The organism is Actinomadura sp. NPDC000929, from assembly GCF_040492065.1.
Classification (GTDB): domain Bacteria; phylum Actinomycetota; class Actinomycetes; order Streptosporangiales; family Streptosporangiaceae; genus Spirillospora; species Spirillospora verrucosospora.
The window spans coordinates 1-19,848 of record NZ_JBEUPA010000152.1 but is presented as its reverse complement, the minus strand read 5'-3'; the positions used below and the strand labels follow the sequence as shown (position 1 = coordinate 19,848).

Genomic DNA, 19,848 nt, shown 5'->3' with positions numbered 1-19,848 from the left:
GTGCTCGCCGGCCAGCGCGGCGGACGCCACCGGCCGCCGCGCCCACACCCCCGCGAGCCGCGTGGCCGGGCCCGCCGCCAGCGCGGGCGCGTGCACCATCCCCGCCCAGGGTCCCGCCCCGACCAGCCCCACCGCCACCGCATCGCTCATGGGACAAACCTAGACGATCTACCTGCTTCCCGGCGCAACGCGCGGCGGCGGCGGGCGAGCGGCGGCGGGCGTCAGCCGAGCTGGACGCCGAAGAACAGCGCGAGGAGCGCGCCCAGGGCTCCGAGCGCGCCCCACACGGCGAGCCCGGCCTTGGACTTGGCGCGGGCGTGCAGGAACGCGGCCACGCCGGACAGCAGGACGAACACCAGCTTCACCTCCAGGGTGCGCTGGGCGGGGCCTGCGAGGTCGCCCGCGGCGATGTTCCAGCCTCCGGTGAGCACGAGGACGGCGAACGCGGGCCAGGCGATCGCGTTGAACCGGCGGGCCGCGGCCTTGGTGACGCCCTCGTAGCCGCGCAGGGCGGGCACGAGCGCGCCGAGGGTGATCTGCCCGCCGACCCAGATCGTCGCGGCGAGCACATGCAGGAAGATCCGCACGTCGGCGGTGGTGACGGCGAGCACGAGGAGGCCTCCGAGGGCGTACCGGGCGGGGGTGTGACGGGTCGCTCCCGGACGCTACCGCCTGCCCCGGCGGGGCCCGGCGGCACCCCGGGGTTCTCAGGCGGCCCGCTTCCATCCCCGGCGGGGACGGTGCATGCCGAGCTGCTCGTCGCGGCTGCGGTAGACGATGGAGGGGCGGTCAGGCAGCCGACATTCCCCGGTCACGCCGGGGGCCCGCGTCCAGGTGTCGGGGATCGACAGCCCGCCGACGTGGCCGAGCGCCACGACGAGGCTGCCGAAGGGGACCGACAGAGGCCCCCGCAGGGAAGCGGGGCGCCCGGCGTCCGGCGCCCGCACCATGACCTACCGTGGTCACCGTGACCGACCATCGTGAGCACGGCGAGCTGGTGGAGGCGCTGCGGGCGGCCGGGGTCAGCGGGGTGGACGACTCTGCGCTCGCGCGGTCCCTGTACTCCTCGGACGCCTCCCTGTACCGGGTGCCGCCGCGGGTCGTGGTGACGCCCCGTGAGGCGGACGAGCTGCCCGCCGTCCTCGCCGTGTGCCGGGACGCCGGGGTGCCGCTCACGATGCGCGGCGCCGGGACGTCCATCGCGGGCAACGCGGTCGGGCCCGGGGTCGTCGCGGACGTGAGCCGGCACCTGAACCGGGTGCTGGAGATCGACCCGGAGGCGGGGACGGCGCTGGTGGAGCCCGGCATCGTGCAGGAGCGCCTGCACCGGAGGGCGGCCGCGCACGGGCTGCGGTTCGGGCCCGATCCGTCCACCCGGACGCGGGCCACGCTCGGCGGGATGATCGGCAACAACGCCTGCGGGTCGCGGGCGCTCGGCTACGGGCGCACGAGCGACAACGTGCTCGGCCTCGACGTCGTCACCGGGTCCGGGGAGCGGCTGCGGATCGGCGACGTGCCGGGGGCGCGGACCGGCGGCGTCCTGATGGAGCGGCTGCGCGGGCTGGTCGGCGAGAACCTGGCCCTGGTGCGGACGGAGTTCGGGAGGTTCGGCCGGCAGGTCTCCGGCTACTCGCTGGAGCACCTCCTGCCGGAGAAGGGCTTCGACGTCGCCCGCGCGCTGGTGGGAAGCGAGGGGACGCTCGCGCTGACGCTCGCGGCACGGGTGCGGATGGTCCGCGAACCCGCGCACCGGGCGCTCGTGGTGCTCGGGTACGGGTCGATGGCCGAGGCCGCCGACGCCGTCCCGGCGATCCTCCCGCACGGCCCGGTCGCGTGCGAGGGCCTGGACTCGCGGATCGTGAACGTCGTGCGGGAGCGGCGGGGCGCCGGCGCGGTGCCGCCGCTGCCGTCCGGGTCGGGATGGCTGCTGGTGGAGCTGGCCGGATCCGAGCCCGGGGCGCTGCGCTCCGCGGCGCGCGGGGTCGTCGCCGCGTCCGGCTGCGCCGACTCGGCGCTCGTGGAGGACATGGCGCTGGCCGACGCGCTGTGGCGGATCCGCGAGGACGGCTCCGGGCTCGTCGCCCGCACGCCCGCCGGCGAGCAGGCCCACGCCGGGTGGGAGGACGCGGCCGTCCCGCCCGAGCGGCTCGGCGCGTACCTGCGGGAGTTCGAGGCGCTGCTGGCCGGTTACGACCTGTTCGGCGTGCCGTACGGGCATTTCGGCGACGGGTGCATCCACGTCCGGATCGACTTCCCGTTCGGGCGGACCGGCGGGACGCGCGTCTTCCGCGACTTCCTCAACGACGCGGCCGCGCTGGCGGCCCGGCACGGCGGCACCATGTCCGGCGAGCACGGCGACGGCCGGGCCCGCAGCGAGCTGCTGCCGCACATGTACTCGGCCGAGGCGCTGGCGCTGTGCTCGGCCGTCAAGGACGTCTTCGATCCGGACGACCTGCTCAACCCCGGCATCGTCGTCCGCCCGGCGGCCGTGGACGCCGACCTGCGCGCCGTGCGGACGGTCCCGCTGAACCGGGGGCTCGGTCTCGCCTACCGGGACGACCGCGGCGACCTGTCCCGGGCCGTGCACCGCTGCACCGGCGTGGGCAAGTGCCGCGCCGACAACACCGGGGCGGGCGGCGTGATGTGCCCGTCCTACCTGGCGACCCGGGAGGAGAAGGACTCCACGCGCGGGCGGGCCCGGGTCCTCCAGGAGGTCGTCAGCGGCAGGCTCGGCCCGGACGGCTGGAAGTCCGAGGCCCTGCACGACGTCCTCGACCTCTGCCTGGCCTGCAAGGGCTGCGCGTCCGACTGCCCGACCGGCGTCGACATGGCCTCCTACAAGGCGGAGGCGCTGCACCAGCGGTACCGGGGACGGATCCGGCCGCGCTCCCACTACGCGCTCGGCCGGCTCCCGCGCTGGACCCGGCTCGCCGCCAGGGCCCCCGCGGCGATCAGGGTGGTCAACGCGGCGATGCGGTCGCGCGCGCTGAAGCCGCTGCTGGCCTGGGGCGCGGGCATCGACCGGCGGCGCACGCTCCCCGCGCTGGCGCCCGAGACGTTCCGGCGCTGGTTCGCCTCCCACCACAGCCCGGAGGGCCGCAACGGCGACGTCGTGCTGTTCGTGGACAGCTTCACCGACGCGTTCTCCCCCGATGTGGGCCGGGCGACCGTGCGGGTGCTGGAGCACGCCGGCTACCGCGTCACGGTGACCGAGCGCCCCGTGTGCTGCGGAATCACGTGGATCTCCACCGGGCAGCTGGACGGGGCGCGGGCGCAGGCGCGCCGCGCTGTCCGCGCGCTGCTCCCCCATGTCCGGCGCGGCGCCAAGGTCGTCGGGATGGAGCCGTCCTGCACCGGCGTGCTGCGGTCCGACGCCGAGGAGCTGCTGAGGGGCGTGGACGCCGCCGCCGCCCGCGAGGTCGCCGCCGCGACCCGCACCCTGGCCGAACTGCTCGCCGAGACACCGGACTGGACGCCGCCCGACCTGTCCGGCGTGACCGGGGTCGCGCAGCCGCACTGCCACCACCACGCCGTCATGGGCTGGGCGAAGGACGCCGAGCTCCTGCGGAAGGCGGGCGCGGGCGTCGAGCGGCTGGGCGACTGCTGCGGCCTGGCCGGCAACTTCGGCGTCGAGAAGGGCCACCACGAGGTGTCGGTCGCCGTCGCCGAGCACCGGCTGCTCCCGGCGGTCCGCGCGGCCGGGGAGGACGCCGTGGTCCTGGCCGACGGGTTCAGCTGCCGCACGCAGCTGCGCGAGCTCGCGCACCGCGACGGCGAGCACCTCGCCCAGCTCCTGGCCCGCCGCCTGCCGGGGCGATGACCGCCCGGAGCGGCTAACCGCCCAGGGTGCGCGAGAGGGTGAGCGCGGCGGTGTGGACGGCCGGGGCGACCGCGGCGAGCCGCATCCGGGTCGCCCAGCCCGACACCGACAGCGCACCGAGGACCAGCCCGTCCGGGCCGAGGACGGGGCTGGCGGCGCAGACGATCCCGCTCCCGGACTCCTCCCGGTCGTAGGCGACGCCCTCGCGCCTGATCGTCTCCAGCTCGCGGGCGAGCAGCCCGGGCGCGGTCACGCTGCGCTCGCCGACCCTGACCAGCTCCGACTCCAGCACGCCCTTGACCACCTCCGGCGGGGAGAACGCGAGGATCGCCTTGCCCACCCCGGTCACGTGCGCGGGCAGCCGCCCGCCCACCTGGGACGGCAGCCGCGGCCCGCCGGAGGACCCGAGGATCTCCACGTAGACGACCTCGCCGCCCTCCAGCACCGCGAGGTGGACGGTCTGCCGGGTCGCCTCCCGCAGGTCCGACATGTACGGGACGGCGGCGTCCCGCAGCACCCGCTGGCGCGGCACCCGCTGCCCGATCTCGAACAGCCGCAGCCCGAGCCGCACCCGCGGGCCCCGGCGTTCCAGCAGCCCGGCGTCCACCAGGTCGAGGGCGATGCGGTGCGCGGTCGACTTCGGCAGGCCGCTGCGGCGGGCCAGCTCGGCCGGGCCCAGGCCGTCGTCCTCCGGGCGGAACGCCGACAGCACCGCGACGACGCGGCGCAGGAAGCTCTCCTCGGACGGGACGGACGTCATGGAAGAAGTGTCCCACCACGCGGGACGGCCGCGTTGCCCGCGGGGGTCGCGGCGGGAGAGGCTCGGCCTGCCCACGAACGAAAGGACGGCCCCATGGACCCGGGTTCCGTGGAGAAGGCCGCGGCCGCGCTCCTTGACGCGTACGCCACCGGCACTCCCATCTCGCCGCTGACGAAGGACCATCCGACCATGTCGGTGGCCGACGCCTACGCGGTCCAGCTCGCCCAGGTCAAGGCGTGGACGTCCGCCGGCGCGCGGATCAAGGGCCACAAGGTCGGCCTGACCTCGGCCGCGATGCAGCGCCAGATGGGCGTGGACCAGCCGGACTTCGGCGTGCTGCTGGACACGATGTTCCTGCCGGAGAGCGCGCCGATCGACACCGGCCGGTTCCTGCAGCCCCGGATCGAGCCGGAGATCGCGTTCGTGCTGGGCCGTCCCCTGGCCGGTCCCGGCGCCACGGCGGCGGACGCCGTCGCGGCCGTCGAGTACGTGCTGCCCGCCCTGGAGGTGATCGACTCCCGCATCGCGGACTGGAGGATCACCCTTCCGGACACGATCGCGGACAACGCCTCCAGCGGCGGCGTCGTGCTCGGCACCCGCCCGGTCCGGCTGGACGACCAGGACCTGTCGCTGATGGGCTGCCTGCTGCGCCGCGACGGCGACCTGATCGACACCGGCGCGGGCGGCGCGGTCCTCGGATCGCCGATCAACGCGCTGGTCTGGCTGGCCAACGTCCTCGGCGAGCGCGGCGTGAGCCTGGAGGCCGGGCACGTGGTGCTGCCCGGCTCGATCACCGCGGCCGTGCCGGTCGCGCCCGGGGAGACGCTCACGGCGACGTTCGCCGGGATCGGTTCCGTCACCGCTCGGTTCGGAAGGAGGGAGCAGGCATGAGCACGTTGACGGCGGCGATCGTCGGGCCGGGCAACATCGGCACCGACCTGCTGGTCAAGCTCCAGCGCAGCGAGCTGATCGACGTCCACTCGATGGTCGGGGTGGTGCCGGAGTCCGACGGCCTGGAGCGCGCCCGCAGGATGGGCGTCGAGGCGTCGGCGGAGGGCGTGGACTGGCTGCTGAAGCAGCCCACTCTGCCCGACCTGGTGTTCGAGGCGACCTCGGCGAAGGCGCACCTGGCCAACGCGCCCCGCTACGAGGAGGCGGGGATCACGGCGATCGACCTGACGCCGGCCGCGACGGGCCCCCTGGTGTGCCCGCCGGTGAACCTGGACTCGCTGTCGGACGCCCCCAACCTCAACATGATCACCTGCGGCGGGCAGGCGACGATCCCGATCGTGCACGCGGTGTCCTCGGTGGTGCCGGTGCCGTACGCCGAGATCGTCGCGTCGATCGCGTCCCGCTCGGCCGGTCCCGGCACCCGCGCGAACATCGACGAGTTCACCGAGACCACGGCCCGCGCGATCGAGCAGGTCGGCGGCGCCGGGCGGGGCAAGGCGATCATCATCCTCAACCCGGTGGACCCGCCGATGATCATGCGGGACACGGTGTTCTGCGCGATCCCGTCCGACGCCGACACCGGGGCGATCGCGGAGTCGATCGAGAAGATGGTCGCGCAGGTCGCCGCCTACGTCCCCGGCTACACGCTGCGGGTCGAGCCGCAGTTCGACGAGCCCCGCGACATCTGGAACGGGATGGCCCGCGTCGCGGTGTTCCTGGAGGTCCGCGGGAACGGCGACCACCTGCCGCCGTGGGCCGGCAACCTCGACATCATGACCGCGGCCGCCGCCCGGGTCGGCGAGCAGCTCGCGCGCAGGAAGGCCTCAGAATGAGCGAAGCGAACCGGGGGGTGCGGGGGGTCGCCCCCTCGCAGGGAACAGGTATGAGCGACGTCAGCGAGAAGATCCGGATCACCGACTCCACGCTGCGGGACGGCAGCCACGCGATGGCGCACCGCTTCACCGAGGAGCAGGTCCGCGGCGTCGTGCACGCCCTCGACGCCGCCGGGGTCGAGGTCATCGAGGTCACCCACGGCGACGGCCTCGGCGGGTCGTCCTTCAACTACGGCTTCTCGCTGGAGGACGACGTCAAGCTCGTCGCCGCCGCCGTGGACGAGGCGACCCGGGCCAAGATCGCCGTCCTGCTGCTGCCGGGCCTCGGCACGGTCCACGACCTGAAGATGGCGCACGACGCGGGCGCGTCCGTCGCCCGGGTCGCCACGCACTGCACCGAGGCGGACGTGTCGCTGCAGCACTTCGCCGCCGCCCGCGAGCTCGGCATGGAGACCGTCGGGTTCCTCATGCTCTCGCACCGGGTCGGCCCGGACGAGCTGGCGCGGCAGGCCCGGATCATGGTGGACGGCGGCGCGCAGTGCGTCTACGTCGTCGACTCCGCCGGCGCCCTGGTCCTCGGCGAGGCGCAGGAGCGGATCAGCGCGCTGGTCAAGGAGATCGGGCACGAGGCGCAGGTCGGCTTCCACGGCCACCAGAACCTGTCCCTCGGCGTCGCCAACTCCGTCCTGGCGCAGCAGAACGGCGCCCGGCAGATCGACGGCGCGCTGTGCGCGCTCGGCGCGGGGGCGGGCAACTCCCCCACCGAGGTGCTGGTCGCGACGTTCGAGCGGCTCGGCGTCCCGACGGGCGTCGACGTGCAGGGCGCGCTGGCGGCCGCCGACGACGTGGTGAAGCCGTTCCTGCACCGGCTGCCGTTCGCCGACCGGGGCGCGATCACGCAGGGGTACGCGGGCGTGTACTCCAGCTTCCTGCTGCACGCCGAGCGGGCGGCCGAGCGCTACGGCGTCCCGGCGCACGAGATCCTGCAGAAGGTCGGCGAGGCCGGCTACGTGGGCGGCCAGGAGGACATGATCATCGACGTGGCGCTCCAACTCGCCGCCGAGCGCGACCGCGCCTCATAGCGCGAGCGGGCTCCGGTCCAGGTCGTCCAGCAGGGCGCGGGGGTCGTCGTAGACGGCCGCCGCGCCCGCCTCCTCCAGCTCGGCGCGGCTCCAGCCGCCGGTGAGCACGCACACGCACGGCATTCCCGCGCGCCGGGCGGCCTCGACGTCCCAGCGGGTGTCGCCGACGAACACGGCCCGGGCGGCGGGCGCCGCCGCGCGCTCCAGGGCGAGCTGGACGAGGTCCGGCGCCGGTTTGGTCGCCTCCACCTCCGAGCCGGAGGTGGCGTCGTCGATGGCGTCGTCGGCGTCCAGCGCCGCGCGCAGCGCCTTCAGCTCGGGCGCGGCGGCCGAGCTGGCGAGCACGACGCGGCTCCCGCGCCCGGCGCACGCCCGCAGCAGGTCTGCGGCGCCGTCGAAGGCCTGGAGCCGCGACCAGTACTGGGCGTACAGGGCCGTGTGCGCGGTGCGGATCCCGTCGTCGGCGTCCCGGTCCCGGTCGTCCGGGAGCAGGTGGTCGAGCAGCTTGTCCGAGCCCATGCCGACCGCCCTGTGCACGTCCGCCATGGGGACGGTGTGCCCGTGCTGGAGGAACGCCTGCCACCAGGTGGCCGCGTGCAGGTAGTTGGTGTCGACCAGCGTGCCGTCGACGTCGAAGAGCACCGCATCGATCATGCGGCGGCCCTACCCCGTCCGCGCCCCGGGAATCGGGCATCCGCGACGATCTTGGTCGGTTGCACGGTGCAAGCGTTGGGATAGCGTGGCGTGATGACCCACGAGGAGCCTCGCGCGTCCACACCCCGCGGACGGGCACGCCGGGAGCAGCTCGTGGGGATCGGTCTCGACCTGCTCGCCGAGGGCGGCTGGGCCGCGCTCACGGCCCGGGCCGTCGCCGACCGGGCCCGGATCCGGCCGGGGCTGCTCCACCACTACTTCAACGGGCTGCCGGGGCTGCACGTGGCCGTCGCGCAGCGGGCCAGCGAGACGATCGTCGACCCGGTGGTGGACGCGCTGGTCGCCGCGCCGGACACCGCGGCCGCGCTGCGGGCGCTGCGCGAGCGCGTCCTGGACGTGCTCGCCGGGGAGCGCAACCTCAGGCTCGCCGCCGAACTGCTGGTCCGGGCGCTGCGCGACCCGCGGATGGGCGCCGAGCGGCGGGACTGGTCGAGGGACGCGCGGGCCCGCGTCGCCGCACGGCTGGAGCACCTGCGCCCCGGGTGGCCCGCCGAGCGCCGCGAGGGGACCGCCATGCTCTTCACCGCGGTGCTGGACGGCCTGATACTCCAGCTGATCCTCGAGCCCGACCTGCCGGCCGACCCCGCCCTGCACGCGACCGAGGCCTGGGCCGGGGACTCCTGACCGGCGCTCAGTCCGGGCGCGCGGGGACGATCGCGACGGCGCGGCGGGCATGCCGGAGCACCGCCGTGCTGGTCGAGCCCAGCGGGGCGATCCCGGCGCCCCGGTCGCCCAGCACCAGCAGCCCGGCGTCGTCCGCGGCGTCGAACAGCGCCTCCATGGGGCGCTCCAGCAGCAGCGAGACCCGGATGTCGAGCCGCGGATACCGCTCGCGCCACGGGGCCACGGCCGCCTCCAGCTCGGCGGCGCGCGTCTTCTCCAGCAGCTCCCTGTCGTGGAACAGCGCCAGCTCGTCCGCGTCGACCGCGGCGGGCTCCCAGCAGGCGTACACCACGCGCAGCTCCCACCGGCGCAGCGCCGCCTCGGCGGCGGCGAAGCCCAGCGCCGGGTCGCACCACGTCGTCCCGTCGGCCCCTGCGACGACCCGGCGGGGGCCCACCCCGTCCTTCACGACGACCACCGGGCGGGTGGCGCCGGCCGCGAGTTCCAGCACCCCCGCGCCCTCGTCCAGCCGCTCGGGGGCCGCGACCACCACCAGCTCCGCGTCGCGCGACTCGCTCAGCAGCGCGCCCCGGGCGGGGCCGCGGACCAGGCGACCGCGCACCGTGCCGGGCGCCCCCAGTTCGCGGGCGCGGCGCCTGCCGCGCTCCAGCAGGTTCCATCCAGCCCGCCTCATGACCGCCTCGCCGTGCGGGTCCTCGTGCCCCTCCGGGTAGGGCCAGTGCCAGCAGTGGCACATCACCAGATCGAGGTCGCGCAGCCGGGCCTCCTCGATCGCCCAGCTCAGCGCCGTGTCGTTCTCCGCCGTCCCGTCGTAGCCGAACAGGACGTGCGCCTGCTCGCCGCTCTCCACGCCCGTCATGTGCATGCCCTCCTCCTGCCAGTTTGCGCGCTATGCGAGCGCACCAGAAGAGGCGCGTGCCCGACCGCTTCCCGGAGCGATTACTGTCACGGACGAAGGAGGAGGCAATGAGAAGGCTAGGACGGGTCCGCCGCCGTTTCGGCTTCGACCGCAACGAACTGCGACGCGCCGTCGACCGCCGCCAGTGGGCGGTCGGCGTCGCCGCCGCGGTGCTGTTCACGGTGCTCGCCCCGCCCGCGTCCGCGCTCCTGGCCGCCGACGCCTACCGCAGCGGCGTGCGGGCCGAGCACCGCAACGTCCACCGCGTCACGGCGCAGGTCGTCCACACCGACTCGCAGGGCGGCGCCGGCATACGGCACACCTACGCCGAGCTGGCCTGGACGTCCCGCGACGGCCGGACGCGGACCACCGTCGTCCCGGCCGACAAGTCCGTCAGGCCGGGCATGGAGCAGCGCATCTGGGTGGACACGGCGGGCAACCCGATCCAGCACCCCCAGACCCGCGCCGCCACCCTGGCCACCACCGCCGTGGCCGCGGCCACGGCCGCCGTCGCCGTGGGCGTCCCCCTGCTGGCCGGCTACCTCCTCGTCCGCCGCCGCTGCGACCGCCGTCGCGGCGCCCTCTGGGACGAGAGCTGGACCAGCCTGGCCCAGCACGCCTGACCGGCTCCCCCAAGCCGCCCCCATTTCCGGGTCACGGCGCTCACACGGAGACGATCTTCCCGGCCTCCCGGGGTAGGCCGAGGCCATCGGAGTCCCGGGGGAAGGGGAGCGCGTGTTCAGGAGGATGGCTGCGGAGCTCGTGGGCACGCTGCTGTTGGTCTACTTCGCGGTGGGCGTGGCGACCCTGTCGTTCGGCTTCGGCGTCGCCGGGCGCAGCCTCTCGGCGGGCGTCGTCGCGACGGCGCTGGCCTTCGGCCTGGTGCTCCTCGCCCTGGTCTACGCGATCGGCCCGATCTCGGGCTGCCACGTCAACCCGGCCGTCACGCTGGGCGTGCTGCTCGCCCGCCGGATCCCGCCGCTCGACGCCGCCGGCTACTGGGCCGCCCAGTTCGCCGGCGGCATCCTGGGCGCGCTCCTGCTGTGGGCGACCTTCTCCGGCTCGCCGCTCTACGCCCGCTCCGTGACCGGTCTCGGCGCGGACGGGTGGGGCGACGCCAGCCTCATCCGCATCGACATGGGCGGCGCGTTCCTCACCGAGGTCGTCCTGACCGCCCTGTTCGTGTTCATCGTGCTGTCCATGACGAGCACGGCGGCCATCCCGTCGGTCGCCGGGGTGGGCATCGGCCTCGCCCTCACGACCGTGCACCTCATCGGCATCCCCATCACTGGGACCTCGGTCAACCCGGCCCGCAGCCTCGGCCCGGCCGTCGTCCTCGGCGGGACCGCCCTCTCGCAGGTGTGGCTGTTCATCGTCGCGCCCCTGGTGGGGGCCGTGGTGGCGGCGGCACTGCACGGCTTCGTCGGACCGCCGGAGAAGGAGACCCCGCTTCCTCCCGTGGAGGAGGAGGCCCCCTAGCTCCTCTGCGGCGGCCCGGACCGGACCTCTGGTCAGTCGGTGCCGAACTCCATGGCGGCGCGGTCGAGGACCTCGGCGTCCCGGGAGTCCTTGCCGCGGGAGGCGATCGCCTCGGCGCCGCCCGCCGGCATCGCGCCGATCAGCCCGGTCGAGGCCGCCTGCGCGGCACCGATCAGGGCCGGGTGCGAGCTGCCGACCATGCCGAGCCCGGCGTACTGCTCCAGCTTGGCGCGCGAGTCGGCGATGTCGAGGTTGCGCATGGTCAGCTGGCCGATCCGGTCCACGGGGCCGAAGGCGGAGTCCTCGGTGCGCTCCATGGACAGCTTGTCGGGGTGGTAGCTGAACGCGGGGCCGGAGGTGTCGAGGACGGAGTAGTCCTCGCCGCGCCGCAGCCGCAGGGTCACCTCGCCGGTGACGGCCGTCCCGACCCAGCGCTGCAGCGACTCGCGCAGCATGAGCGCCTGCGGGTCCAGCCAGCGTCCCTCGTACATGAGCCGGCCGAGCCGCCGGCCCTCGCTGTGGTAGGTGGCGAGGGTGTCCTCGTTGTGGATCGCGTTGACGAGCCGCTCGTAGGCCGCGTGCAGCAGCGCCATGCCGGGCGCCTCGTAGATGCCGCGGCTCTTGGCCTCGATGACGCGGTTCTCGATCTGGTCGGACATCCCGAGACCGTGCCGCCCGCCGATGGCGTTGGCCTCCAGCACCAGGTCGACGGCGGACCCGAACTCCTTGCCGTTGATCGTCACCGGGCGGCCCTGCTCGAACCCGATCGTGACGTCCTCGGCGGCGATCTCCACGGCGGGGTCCCAGAACCGCACGCCCATGATCGGCTCGACGGTCTCGATGCCGGCGTCGAGGTGCTCCAGCGCCTTGGCCTCGTGGGTCGCGCCCCAGATGTTGGCGTCGGTGGAGTAGGCCTTCTCCGTGCTGTCCCGGTAGGGCAGGCCGCGGGACAGCAGCCACTGCGACATCTCCGTGCGGCCGCCGAGCTCGGTGACGAAGTCGGCGTCGAGCCAGGGCTTGTAGACCAGCAGGGACGGGTTGGCCAGCAGCCCGTAGCGGTAGAACCGCTCGATGTCGTTGCCCTTGAACGTCGAGCCGTCGCCCCAGATCTGGACGTCGTCCTCCAGCATGGCGCGGACGAGGAGCGTCCCCGTCACGGCTCGTCCGAGCGGCGTGGTGTTGAAGTAGCTGCGGCCGCCGGACCGGATGTGGAACGCGCCACACGCCAGGGCGGCGAGCCCCTCCTCCACGAGGGCGGCCCGGCAGTCGACCAGGCGCGCGACCTCCGCCCCGTACTTGGCCGCGCGGCCGGGCACGGAGGCGATGTCGGGCTCGTCGTACTGCCCGATGTCGGCGGTGTAGGCGCAGGGCACCGCGCCCTTGTCGCGCATCCACGCGACCGCCACCGAAGTGTCGAGGCCACCGGAGAAGGCGATCCCGACGCGCTCACCGACGGGCAGGGAGGTCAGCACTTTGGACATGAGCACAAGTATGCACGCTCCTGCATGAACATGCAACGCGCCTGCTCCGCCCGCCCGGTGGGGCACGGACGGGCGGACGCGGGGCGGCCGCGGCCCCCGGCCGGCGAAAGCGGCCGCCGCATCTCTCCTCTCAGAAGGGCTTGACCAGCAGTCATCATGGTTCTTACCCGGTGAATCGCCCTCCACCTCCGCGGATCGCCGCATCAGAACGACCCCAATGACATCGTTCAATCACTCGGCTCTGAGTTCGCACCGGTTTCGCATGTGGGGATCATTCGCCTTTCGCGGTTCTCCCCCTACCAGGAAGACCTCCGCGAACGCAAGCACGCGAAGCCGCACGGACCAAGACTCAATACGCGACGCGCCATTCGCCGCGCATTCGCTCCACCGAGAGGCCGATCCTCGCGGCCGGTTAATAATCATCGATCGTGGCATCAAGACTTGCCGCGCAAGTTTCACTCACGTAATGGGGAATGACCGTAATGCGCCATTCCGAAACCCGAGAATGGCCGCTTGTGGCCGTTCGCCTTACTTTCTCCGCGACCTCGCGTTCCCTGGTTCATGGCGCTGCAGGAAGCCGGTCGCACGAGCGGATGAGGCGGTTCTTCGCGGATCCGTTCGAATCCCGGCCCCACCCAGTGATCCCCAACGCGCCGACATCCGACGGAGAATTGTCCGGTTGCACCGGATTGCACGGAACGGAGGGAAACAAGATGGAGTCGGTTCGGCAAACAGGCGTTCACCGTCAAAGCAGCCGGAGGTACGCGGAACCCCTGCGTTGCGGGACGGCGGGGACGGGAAACCCGGGAGACCCGAAAGCGAAGTGTTTTCTAACGACGCCGAGAGCTTTCCATCTGGCGGGCTCCCCGCTCTTCCAAAAGACGACCCGGTCACGGGAAGATTGGGGACGGTAACGAAGAGCAACCACACCGACGGAAGCTTGAACTGATCATGGATACGCCCGTCAACCCCGCTGACCAGGCGTTAGCCCGACTCCGCGAGGACTTCCAAGGCCACCGAATCTGGCGCGCCACGCGCTACGACGGAAGGCTCGGCGACTGGGTCGCCACGCTGCACGACCCAAAGGCCGGCATTGACCCGACCGTTATATGCAGCACCGCCGAAGAGCTTCGCAGGGTCCTCACCAACGAGCTCAGCCGCGCGGCCTGCCGCCCGACGCCCGACCCCCGTAAGTGGGTGCGCCGGTAATGGGGTGGATCGAACCGAAGAATCTGCACGCCGGAGCCTCGGCTTCCTCTATGACAAGCCACCTTGACCGACTTGCACATGAAGTCGTCCGAGAGGGCTGGAAGGCCGTGCCGCGCTACGAGGGGGCCCTCCCGCTCCTGCGCGTCTACGACCCGGCCGTCCCGGGGTTCGGGGAGAGCATCACGCTCGCCTCCGGATCGGCGTCCGACGCCTGGTGGTACCGGTCGAGCACCGGCGAGGACCTGGCCCCGCACACCAACCCGGCCGGCGCGGCGGAGCGGATCACCCGGATCCTCACCCCCTACGTGGCGGCGGCGCTCGCCGCCCGGGCGCGGCGTCCGGTGCGGGACGGCACCGCGCTGCCGATCCCGCCGCCCGACCCCGGCGCGCCCCACACGGACACGATCGCCTATCTCCGCGCCCGCTTCGGTGTCCTGTGCTGGTGGGGCACCCACACCAAGGAATGGTGGGCGCTCATCCCCTGTGCCGCGCAGTGGAGGCTCGTCAACGCGCCCGCCTCGGAGACCCTCGCCCAGGCCATCCTCGACGTCCACGCGCACAGTTAGAGCCCCGGGTGCCGGGGAGGCCTTCTCCTCCCCGGCACCCGGGTTCAGCCCGGGACGGATCCGTCGCGGTCCTTGAGGAGGGCTTTGTGGATCTTGCCTACGGGGGTCAGGGGGACGTCCGCGGTGATGACGAACTGGCGGGGCACCTTGTAGTCGGCCAGGCGGTCGCGGCAGTAGGCGGTCAGCTCGTCGGCGGTGGGGGGCTCGGCGCCCGGGCGCGGGACGACGTAGAAGCGGCCGACCTCGCCGAGGACCGCGTCGGGGACGCCGATCCCGGCGGCCATCGCGACCTTCGGGTGGGCGGTCAGGACGTTCTCGATCTCCACCGGGTAGACGTTGAAGCCGCCCTGGATGTACATCTCCTTCTTGCGCCCGCGCAGGACCAGGTGCCCGTCGGGCTCCATGGCGACCATGTCGCCGGTGGCGAGCCAGCCGTCCGGCAGGAACACCTCGGCGGTCTCGTCCGGCATGTCCCAGTAGCCGGCGGCGACGCAGGCGCCGCGGATCTGGAGCTCGCCGGTCTCGCCCGGCGGCAGCACCGTCCCGTCCGGGGCCGTCACGCGCGCCTCGAAGTCGCCGATGATCGCGCCGAGGGTCCGGGAGACGGTCTCGGGGTCGTCGTCCGTCGGGGACAGGACGCAGGCGCCCGAGGATTCGGACAGCCCGTAGAGACCGTAGAGAGGCGTGCCGGGGAAGCCTCGGCGGATCGCGTCGGCGAGCGCCGGCTCCACGTTGGAGCCCCCCGCCATGCACAGCCGGACGGACGAGACGTCGTGCTCGGCAAAGTCGGGGCGGCCGAGCATCAGCACGTACATCGTGGGGACGGCGCCGAGGAACGTCACCCGGTGGCGTTCGACGGCGCGCAGCGCGGCGTCCGGGGAGAACGCGGGCAGCAGCGCGACCGAGCCGCCGCTGACCAGGGCGGCCATGATGGTGCAGGTGATGCCGCCGACGTGGTTGAACGGGAGGTGGCCGAGCAGGACGTCCTCGCCGGTCATCCGGAAGTGGTCGGCCTGGGCCGAGGCCGAGGCCAGGATGCCGCGGTGGGTGATGACGGCGCCCTTGGGGCGCCCCGTGGTGCCGGACGTGTAGAGGATCATCAGCGGGTCGCCCGGGTCCACCGCGGCGCGGGCCGCGGCCAGGGCCGGCGGGGCCGGGGTCGAGGCCAGGGCGTCGAAGCCCTCACCAAAGTGCACGGCGGGAATGCCGGACGACGCGAAGTACGCGGCGAAGTCGAAGTCGGGGACGGCCTCGACGCCGACGACCAGCCGGGCGCCGCTCTGCCCGAGCATGTACGACAGCTCCCGCTCCCGGTAGCGGACGTTGAGCGGGACGACCACGGCGCCGATCCGGGCCGCGCCGAAGAACACCGCGAGCCACTGCGCGGTGTTGGGTCCGAGGAGGCCGATCCGGTCGCCCCGCCCGACGCCGCGGGCCAGCAGGCCCGCCGCGACACGGTCGACCAGCTCGTCGAACCCGGAGAACGTGATGGTGTCGTCGCCGTCGTGGAGGAACACCGCGTCCCGCGTCGCCGCGGCCTCCAGTGCCCCTCCGACCGTCACTGCCCGCATGTCGCCTTCCCTCTTCCCGGTGGCATTCGTCAGGGAGCGGTCGTGCACGCACACCTCAGGGCTTGCGGCCGACTCCGGCGTAGAACCAGATCGGCAGGGCCTCCTCCAGGGTGACCGGGCGTTCGGGCCGCCACAGCGGCGCCCACACCAGGCCGGGGTCCACCAGTTCGAAGTCGCCGAACAGACCGGTCACCTGCTCCAGGCTGCGCGGGGTGCCGGGCGCGTTCGTCCTCTTGTAGACCTCGACGACCTTCGCCACGATGTCGGGCACGCCGTCGGCGGAGGCGTGGGTGATCGCCATGTGGCTGCCGGGGGCGAGCGCCTCGCGCAGTTCGGCCATGACGCCGGGCGGGTCGTCCTCGTCCGGGATGAAGTGCAGGGTGGCGATCGTCAGCAGCGCGACCGGCTTCCCGAAGTCCAGCAGCCGGGTGATCTCGGGATGCTCCAGGATCTCGCGGGGGCGGCGGATGTCGGCCTGGACCATCCGGGTGCCGGGCGAGTCCGCGAGGATCGCCCGCCCGTGCGCGACGACCTGGCCGTCGTAGTCGACGTAGGCGACGCGGGCGGCGGGGTTCACCGACTGGGCGATCTGGTGGACGTTCTGCTGGGTGGGGAGCCCGGTGCCGATGTCGAGGAACTGGTCGATGCCCTGCTCGGCCATGTACCGGACGGCGCGCCCCATGAACGCCCGGTTCTCCTTGATCAGGGTGATCAGGGTGGGGTCGGCGGCCTTGGCCTCCTCGGCGCGGAGGCGGTCGGCCTCGTAGTGGTCCTTGCCGCCGAGGTAGTAGTCGTACATGCGAGCGATGTTCGGCACGCTCGGGTCGAATCCGCCTGGCCCAAACCGCTCGCCTGCCACCGTGCCTCCCTGCCGGCCGCCCACGCTGATCATCTTCGCGCCCCACTCTACGGGCTGGGATCGCGCCGCCGGACCGGTCCACGAGAACGACCGATCACGATTCGGTCCGACAGACGCGGCCCGCCCGTCCGGCCGCGAGGGCGCCCTCCGGCCGCCGCCGCCGAGAGCGAGGACGCCGGTCACCTGCTTCTCGCTCGGCGGTGCGACATCGCCGTGGTCATTCCGAGCGAGCAGACCCCGGCCGCGGACGACGCGCGGTTCGCGCAGTGGCCCGTGCTCGACGAGCCGCAGGACCTGCTCGTCCCGGCCGGGCACCCGCTCGCCGCGCGCGGGGCGGTCGGGCTCGCCGACGCGGCCGGCGAACCGTGGATCGGCTCGCCGGACCGGTGCGACCAGCACCAGCACATGCTCGCCGCCTGCGCCGCCGCCGGGTTCACGCCGCGGCTCGCCCACGAGGCCAACGAGTGGTTCGCCGTCTCGGCGCTCGTCGCCCGCGGTTTCGGCATCGGCCTGGTGCCGCGGCTGGCGCCGCTGCCCCCGGACGAGGCCGTGGTCCGGGTGGCGCTGCGGGGCGCGGCGGCGCCGTCCCGGCGCATCATCGCGATCGTCCGCCGGGGCAGCGAGACGCAGCCGCCGATCGCGCGGGGTCTGGAGGCGCTCCGCGCGGCGGCGCGGCGCTGACGTTCGACTCGCCGGGCTGGGGCGCCTACCTCGGGTACGTCGGACGTACCAGAAAGTAGCGTGCCATACTGGGCGATTCCTCGCGGCGGCCGCGCGTCACCGCTCGGATGTCAGGTGAATGGAGAAGCCATGCCCTTCCCCGCGGGGCACGAGCCGCTGGCCTTCGATCCGACGGCGCCCAACGAGAGCCGGATGCACGACTACTTCCTCGGCGGCAAGGACAACTACGCCGCGGACCGGCAGGCGGCGCTCCAGGCGATCGAACTCGCGCCGGAACTGCCGGTCCTGGCCCGCGAAGGGCGCAAGTTCCTGGACCGCGTCGTCCGGTTCCTCGCCGCCGCCGGGATCCGCCAGTTCCTCGACATCGGCACCGGCCTGCCCACCCAGGGAAGCGTGCACCAGATCGCTCAGGCGGTGGCGCCGGACTGCCGGGTCGTCTACGTGGACAACGACCCCGTGGTGCGCGTCCACGCGCAGGCGCTGCTGGGAGGCGACCCCCGCACCGCGGTCGTCGAGGCCGACATGCGGGACGCCGAAGGCATCGCGCGCCACCCCGACCTGCGCCGCCTGATCGACCTCGACCAGCCGACGGCGCTGCTGTTCTTCCACGTGCTCTACACCATCCCCGACGACGAGGAGGTGGCGGGGAGCGTCCGGCGGCTGAGCGACCTGATGGCGCCGGGCAGCCACATCGCGATCTCGCATCCGGTCAGCGACCTGTGCCCGGAGGTCACCGCCAGGCTCGCCTTCCTCTACCAGCAGGAGACCCACGCGATCCGCGGCACGCCGCGCTCGAACATCCGGACCAGGGCCGAGGTGGAGAAGCTCTTCTCCGGCTGGGACCTGATCGAGCCCGGCGTCGTCTACCTGCCCCTGTGGCGTCCCGAGCACGAGACCATCGAGTCGTCCAGGCCGATCTGGAGCGTCGGGGGCGTCGGGCGCAAACCCTGAACGCCCGTCACCCGGCGGGGGCGCCGTAGACGCTCACCTCCGTGAGGTGGAAGGTGAGGTTGGCGGTGTTGCCGGTTCCGACCACCCGGATGTAGCGGGCCCTGGCCTCGGTGGCCAGGGTGTCGCCCGCGTCGGCGGCGGGGCGCGGCCCGTTGCGCCCGCCGAGGGTGAACCAGTGGCCGCCGTCGAGGCTGCCCTCCAGGCGGTAGGTGTAGAAGCGGGTCCCGTCGACGTAGTTGCGGACGTTGACGCGCGAGACGTCGTCGACGGCGCCGAGGTCGACCCGCCACCAGGTCTCGCCGTAGGTCATCTGACCGCCCCAGTAGGGCGAGTTGGCGCGGCTGCCGTCGTTGGCGGCCTCCGGCGGCCGGCCGGGCTCGGAGGACAGCGCCGTCACCGGCTTGCGGAGGCTTTGGAGCGGGTCGTCCGATCCGTTGCGGGACGTGTCGGGCGAGGCGGCGACGGCGCCGTCGAACCGGGCGATGGCCTCCTGCGCCGTGTGGGCGTTCACCGCGCTGACGAACATCCCGACGTCCTGGGCGCCCGCCGAGCCGGGGACCGTGCCGGAGCCGACCACGGCCCAGTTCACGCCGTCGGAGCTGCACGATCCGGACATCCGGTCGCCGTCCCTGCGCAGCCGCACGCGGACCGCGCCCGCGGTGAACCCGCCGACCTCGGTGTAGTGGTCGAGCCGGCCGTCGCCGTCGGCGTCGTAGGAGAAGACGCACCCGTGTGCGGGCGTCACGGCGATGGCGGCGTACCCGGCGGACCCGGTCCGGGCCAGGTCGTCGCTCGCGACCAGTCCGGCCCGCGTCCAGCCGGACGACCCGTCCAGCTCGGTCACCTTCGTGGAGACCGCGTGCCCCGGGGCCAGCCAGTCGTCCTCGTAGACGGTCGCGAACTCGTTGGTGTCGCCCCACATGTCCTTGCCGCCCGCGGCGATGCCGACCGTGTCGCCGGACCGCGCGAACTCGGCCGCGGTCGAGGCGGAGGTCCTGTAGGGCTCCCCCACCGCGCCGCCGCCGACCATGAGGAGGGAGTGCGCGCTCGCCTGCTCGGAGTCGCCTCCGGCGGCGCGCCACGAGACCGTGGCGTCCAGGCCCGGGAGGGCGCCGGGCTCCGCGTCCGCGGGTGCGGTCACCGTCCAGGTCGCGGTGGCGGTCGCGCCCGGGGCGACGTCGCCGGCCGGGCCGGACGTCGCCGTGATCTTGTACCCCTCGGGCGCGGCCAGCCCGAAGCGCACCCCGCGGGCCTCGCCGAGCGCCGACTCGTTGGTGAACGTCGCGGTCACGCGGACGGCGCCGCCCGGCCGGACGCCCTTGCGGTCGGCGGCGAGGGCCAGCGCGCCCGCCGGTTCCTCGGCCACCCG

General features: G+C 73.8%; 19 protein-coding genes. 10 read left to right on the top strand and 9 right to left on the bottom strand.

All coding sequences use genetic code 11. The features are described from left to right. Nucleotides 1–221: 221 nt before the first annotated feature. Nucleotides 222–611, bottom strand: coding sequence for a hypothetical protein (locus tag ABWI04_RS35180; protein WP_345186568.1), 390 nt, complete (start codon nucleotides 609–611; stop codon nucleotides 222–224). Between the two features lie 96 nt (nucleotides 612–707). Then, nucleotides 708–950 (bottom strand): hypothetical protein, encoded by a 243-nt coding sequence (locus ABWI04_RS35175; protein WP_345186569.1) that lies wholly within the window; start codon nucleotides 948–950, stop codon nucleotides 708–710. A gap of 17 nt (nucleotides 951–967) precedes the next feature. On the opposite strand from ABWI04_RS35175, the gene ABWI04_RS35170 reads away from it, so the two are divergent. Beyond that, nucleotides 968–3,820, top strand: coding sequence for an FAD-binding and (Fe-S)-binding domain-containing protein (locus ABWI04_RS35170; RefSeq protein ID WP_353835098.1), 2,853 nt, complete (start codon nucleotides 968–970; stop codon nucleotides 3,818–3,820). Between the two features lie 13 nt (nucleotides 3,821–3,833). Here the strand turns inward: ABWI04_RS35170 and ABWI04_RS35165 are convergent, their stop codons facing one another. Beyond that, entirely contained in the window at nucleotides 3,834–4,580 is a 747-nt protein-coding gene (locus ABWI04_RS35165; RefSeq protein WP_353835097.1) for an IclR family transcriptional regulator, read from the bottom strand. Nucleotides 4,581–4,673: 93 nt separating this feature from the next. Here ABWI04_RS35165 and ABWI04_RS35160 point away from each other — a divergent pair, with 93 nt between their 5' ends. From ABWI04_RS35160 to dmpG, 3 genes are read left to right on the top strand one after another with little or no spacing between them, the layout of a single operon-like run. After that, a complete protein-coding gene (locus tag ABWI04_RS35160) occupies nucleotides 4,674–5,471 on the top strand; it encodes a 2-keto-4-pentenoate hydratase (RefSeq protein WP_353835096.1) in 798 nt (265 codons plus the stop codon). Continuing rightward, nucleotides 5,468–6,364, top strand: a complete 897-nt coding sequence (locus tag ABWI04_RS35155) for an acetaldehyde dehydrogenase (acetylating) (protein WP_345186581.1) — start codon at nucleotides 5,468–5,470, stop codon at nucleotides 6,362–6,364. Before ABWI04_RS35160 ends, ABWI04_RS35155 begins: the two co-directional genes overlap by 4 nt. A 50-nt stretch (nucleotides 6,365–6,414) precedes the next feature. Next, on the top strand, nucleotides 6,415–7,446 hold the full coding sequence (gene dmpG / locus ABWI04_RS35150) for a 4-hydroxy-2-oxovalerate aldolase (RefSeq protein WP_345186583.1): 1,032 nt from the start codon (nucleotides 6,415–6,417) through the stop codon (nucleotides 7,444–7,446). Here dmpG and ABWI04_RS35145 read toward each other — a convergent pair. Beyond that, nucleotides 7,441–8,100, bottom strand: a complete 660-nt coding sequence (locus ABWI04_RS35145) for an HAD family hydrolase (RefSeq protein WP_345186585.1) — start codon at nucleotides 8,098–8,100, stop codon at nucleotides 7,441–7,443. The two genes, dmpG and ABWI04_RS35145, sit on opposite strands and share 6 nt — an antisense overlap. Before the next feature lie 93 nt (nucleotides 8,101–8,193). Between ABWI04_RS35145 and ABWI04_RS35140 the strand changes: the two genes are divergently transcribed. Continuing rightward, nucleotides 8,194–8,784, top strand: a complete 591-nt coding sequence (locus ABWI04_RS35140; RefSeq protein ID WP_345186588.1) for a TetR/AcrR family transcriptional regulator — start codon at nucleotides 8,194–8,196, stop codon at nucleotides 8,782–8,784. Nucleotides 8,785–8,791: 7 nt separating this feature from the next. On the opposite strand, the gene ABWI04_RS35135 is transcribed toward ABWI04_RS35140, so the two are convergent. Next, nucleotides 8,792–9,649: a universal stress protein gene (locus tag ABWI04_RS35135; protein WP_345186590.1), complete on the bottom strand. Its 858-nt coding sequence runs from the start codon at nucleotides 9,647–9,649 to the stop codon at nucleotides 8,792–8,794. Between the two features lie 101 nt (nucleotides 9,650–9,750). Here ABWI04_RS35135 and ABWI04_RS35130 point away from each other — a divergent pair, with 101 nt between their 5' ends. Further along, nucleotides 9,751–10,305, top strand: coding sequence for an Rv1733c family protein (locus ABWI04_RS35130; protein ID WP_345186592.1), 555 nt, complete (start codon nucleotides 9,751–9,753; stop codon nucleotides 10,303–10,305). 124 nt (nucleotides 10,306–10,429) lie between these two features. Then, nucleotides 10,430–11,161 carry an aquaporin gene (locus ABWI04_RS35125; protein ID WP_345186595.1) on the top strand — a complete coding sequence of 244 codons (732 nt, stop codon included), beginning with the start codon at nucleotides 10,430–10,432 and terminating at the stop codon, nucleotides 11,159–11,161. A gap of 32 nt (nucleotides 11,162–11,193) precedes the next feature. On the opposite strand, the gene argG is transcribed toward ABWI04_RS35125, so the two are convergent. Then, nucleotides 11,194–12,642, bottom strand: coding sequence for an argininosuccinate synthase (argG, locus tag ABWI04_RS35120; protein ID WP_345186598.1), 1,449 nt, complete (start codon nucleotides 12,640–12,642; stop codon nucleotides 11,194–11,196). Between the two features lie 1,316 nt (nucleotides 12,643–13,958). On the opposite strand from argG, the gene ABWI04_RS35115 reads away from it, so the two are divergent. Then, a complete protein-coding gene (locus ABWI04_RS35115) occupies nucleotides 13,959–14,417 on the top strand; it encodes a hypothetical protein (protein WP_345186600.1) in 459 nt (152 codons plus the stop codon). Nucleotides 14,418–14,461: 44 nt separating this feature from the next. Here ABWI04_RS35115 and ABWI04_RS35110 read toward each other — a convergent pair whose 3' ends face one another. Further along, complete coding sequence (locus tag ABWI04_RS35110) at nucleotides 14,462–15,988, bottom strand: class I adenylate-forming enzyme family protein (protein WP_353835095.1); 1,527 nt, start codon at nucleotides 15,986–15,988, stop codon at nucleotides 14,462–14,464. 55 nt (nucleotides 15,989–16,043) lie between these two features. Then, a complete protein-coding gene (locus tag ABWI04_RS35105) occupies nucleotides 16,044–16,880 on the bottom strand; it encodes an SAM-dependent methyltransferase (RefSeq protein WP_345186606.1) in 837 nt (278 codons plus the stop codon). Between ABWI04_RS35105 and ABWI04_RS35100 the strand changes: the two genes are divergently transcribed. Both ABWI04_RS35100 and ABWI04_RS35095 read left to right on the top strand, forming a co-directional pair. Beyond that, a complete protein-coding gene (locus ABWI04_RS35100; protein ID WP_353835099.1) occupies nucleotides 16,857–17,528 on the top strand; it encodes a LysR substrate-binding domain-containing protein in 672 nt (223 codons plus the stop codon). The genes ABWI04_RS35105 and ABWI04_RS35100 overlap by 24 nt on opposite strands. Before the next feature lie 129 nt (nucleotides 17,529–17,657). After that, nucleotides 17,658–18,479 carry an SAM-dependent methyltransferase gene (locus ABWI04_RS35095; protein ID WP_345186608.1) on the top strand — a complete coding sequence of 274 codons (822 nt, stop codon included), beginning with the start codon at nucleotides 17,658–17,660 and terminating at the stop codon, nucleotides 18,477–18,479. A gap of 7 nt (nucleotides 18,480–18,486) precedes the next feature. Here the strand turns inward: ABWI04_RS35095 and ABWI04_RS35090 are convergent. Further along, nucleotides 18,487–19,848 (bottom strand): discoidin domain-containing protein (locus ABWI04_RS35090; RefSeq protein WP_353835094.1); only part of this gene is annotated, 1,362 nt, incomplete at its 5' end.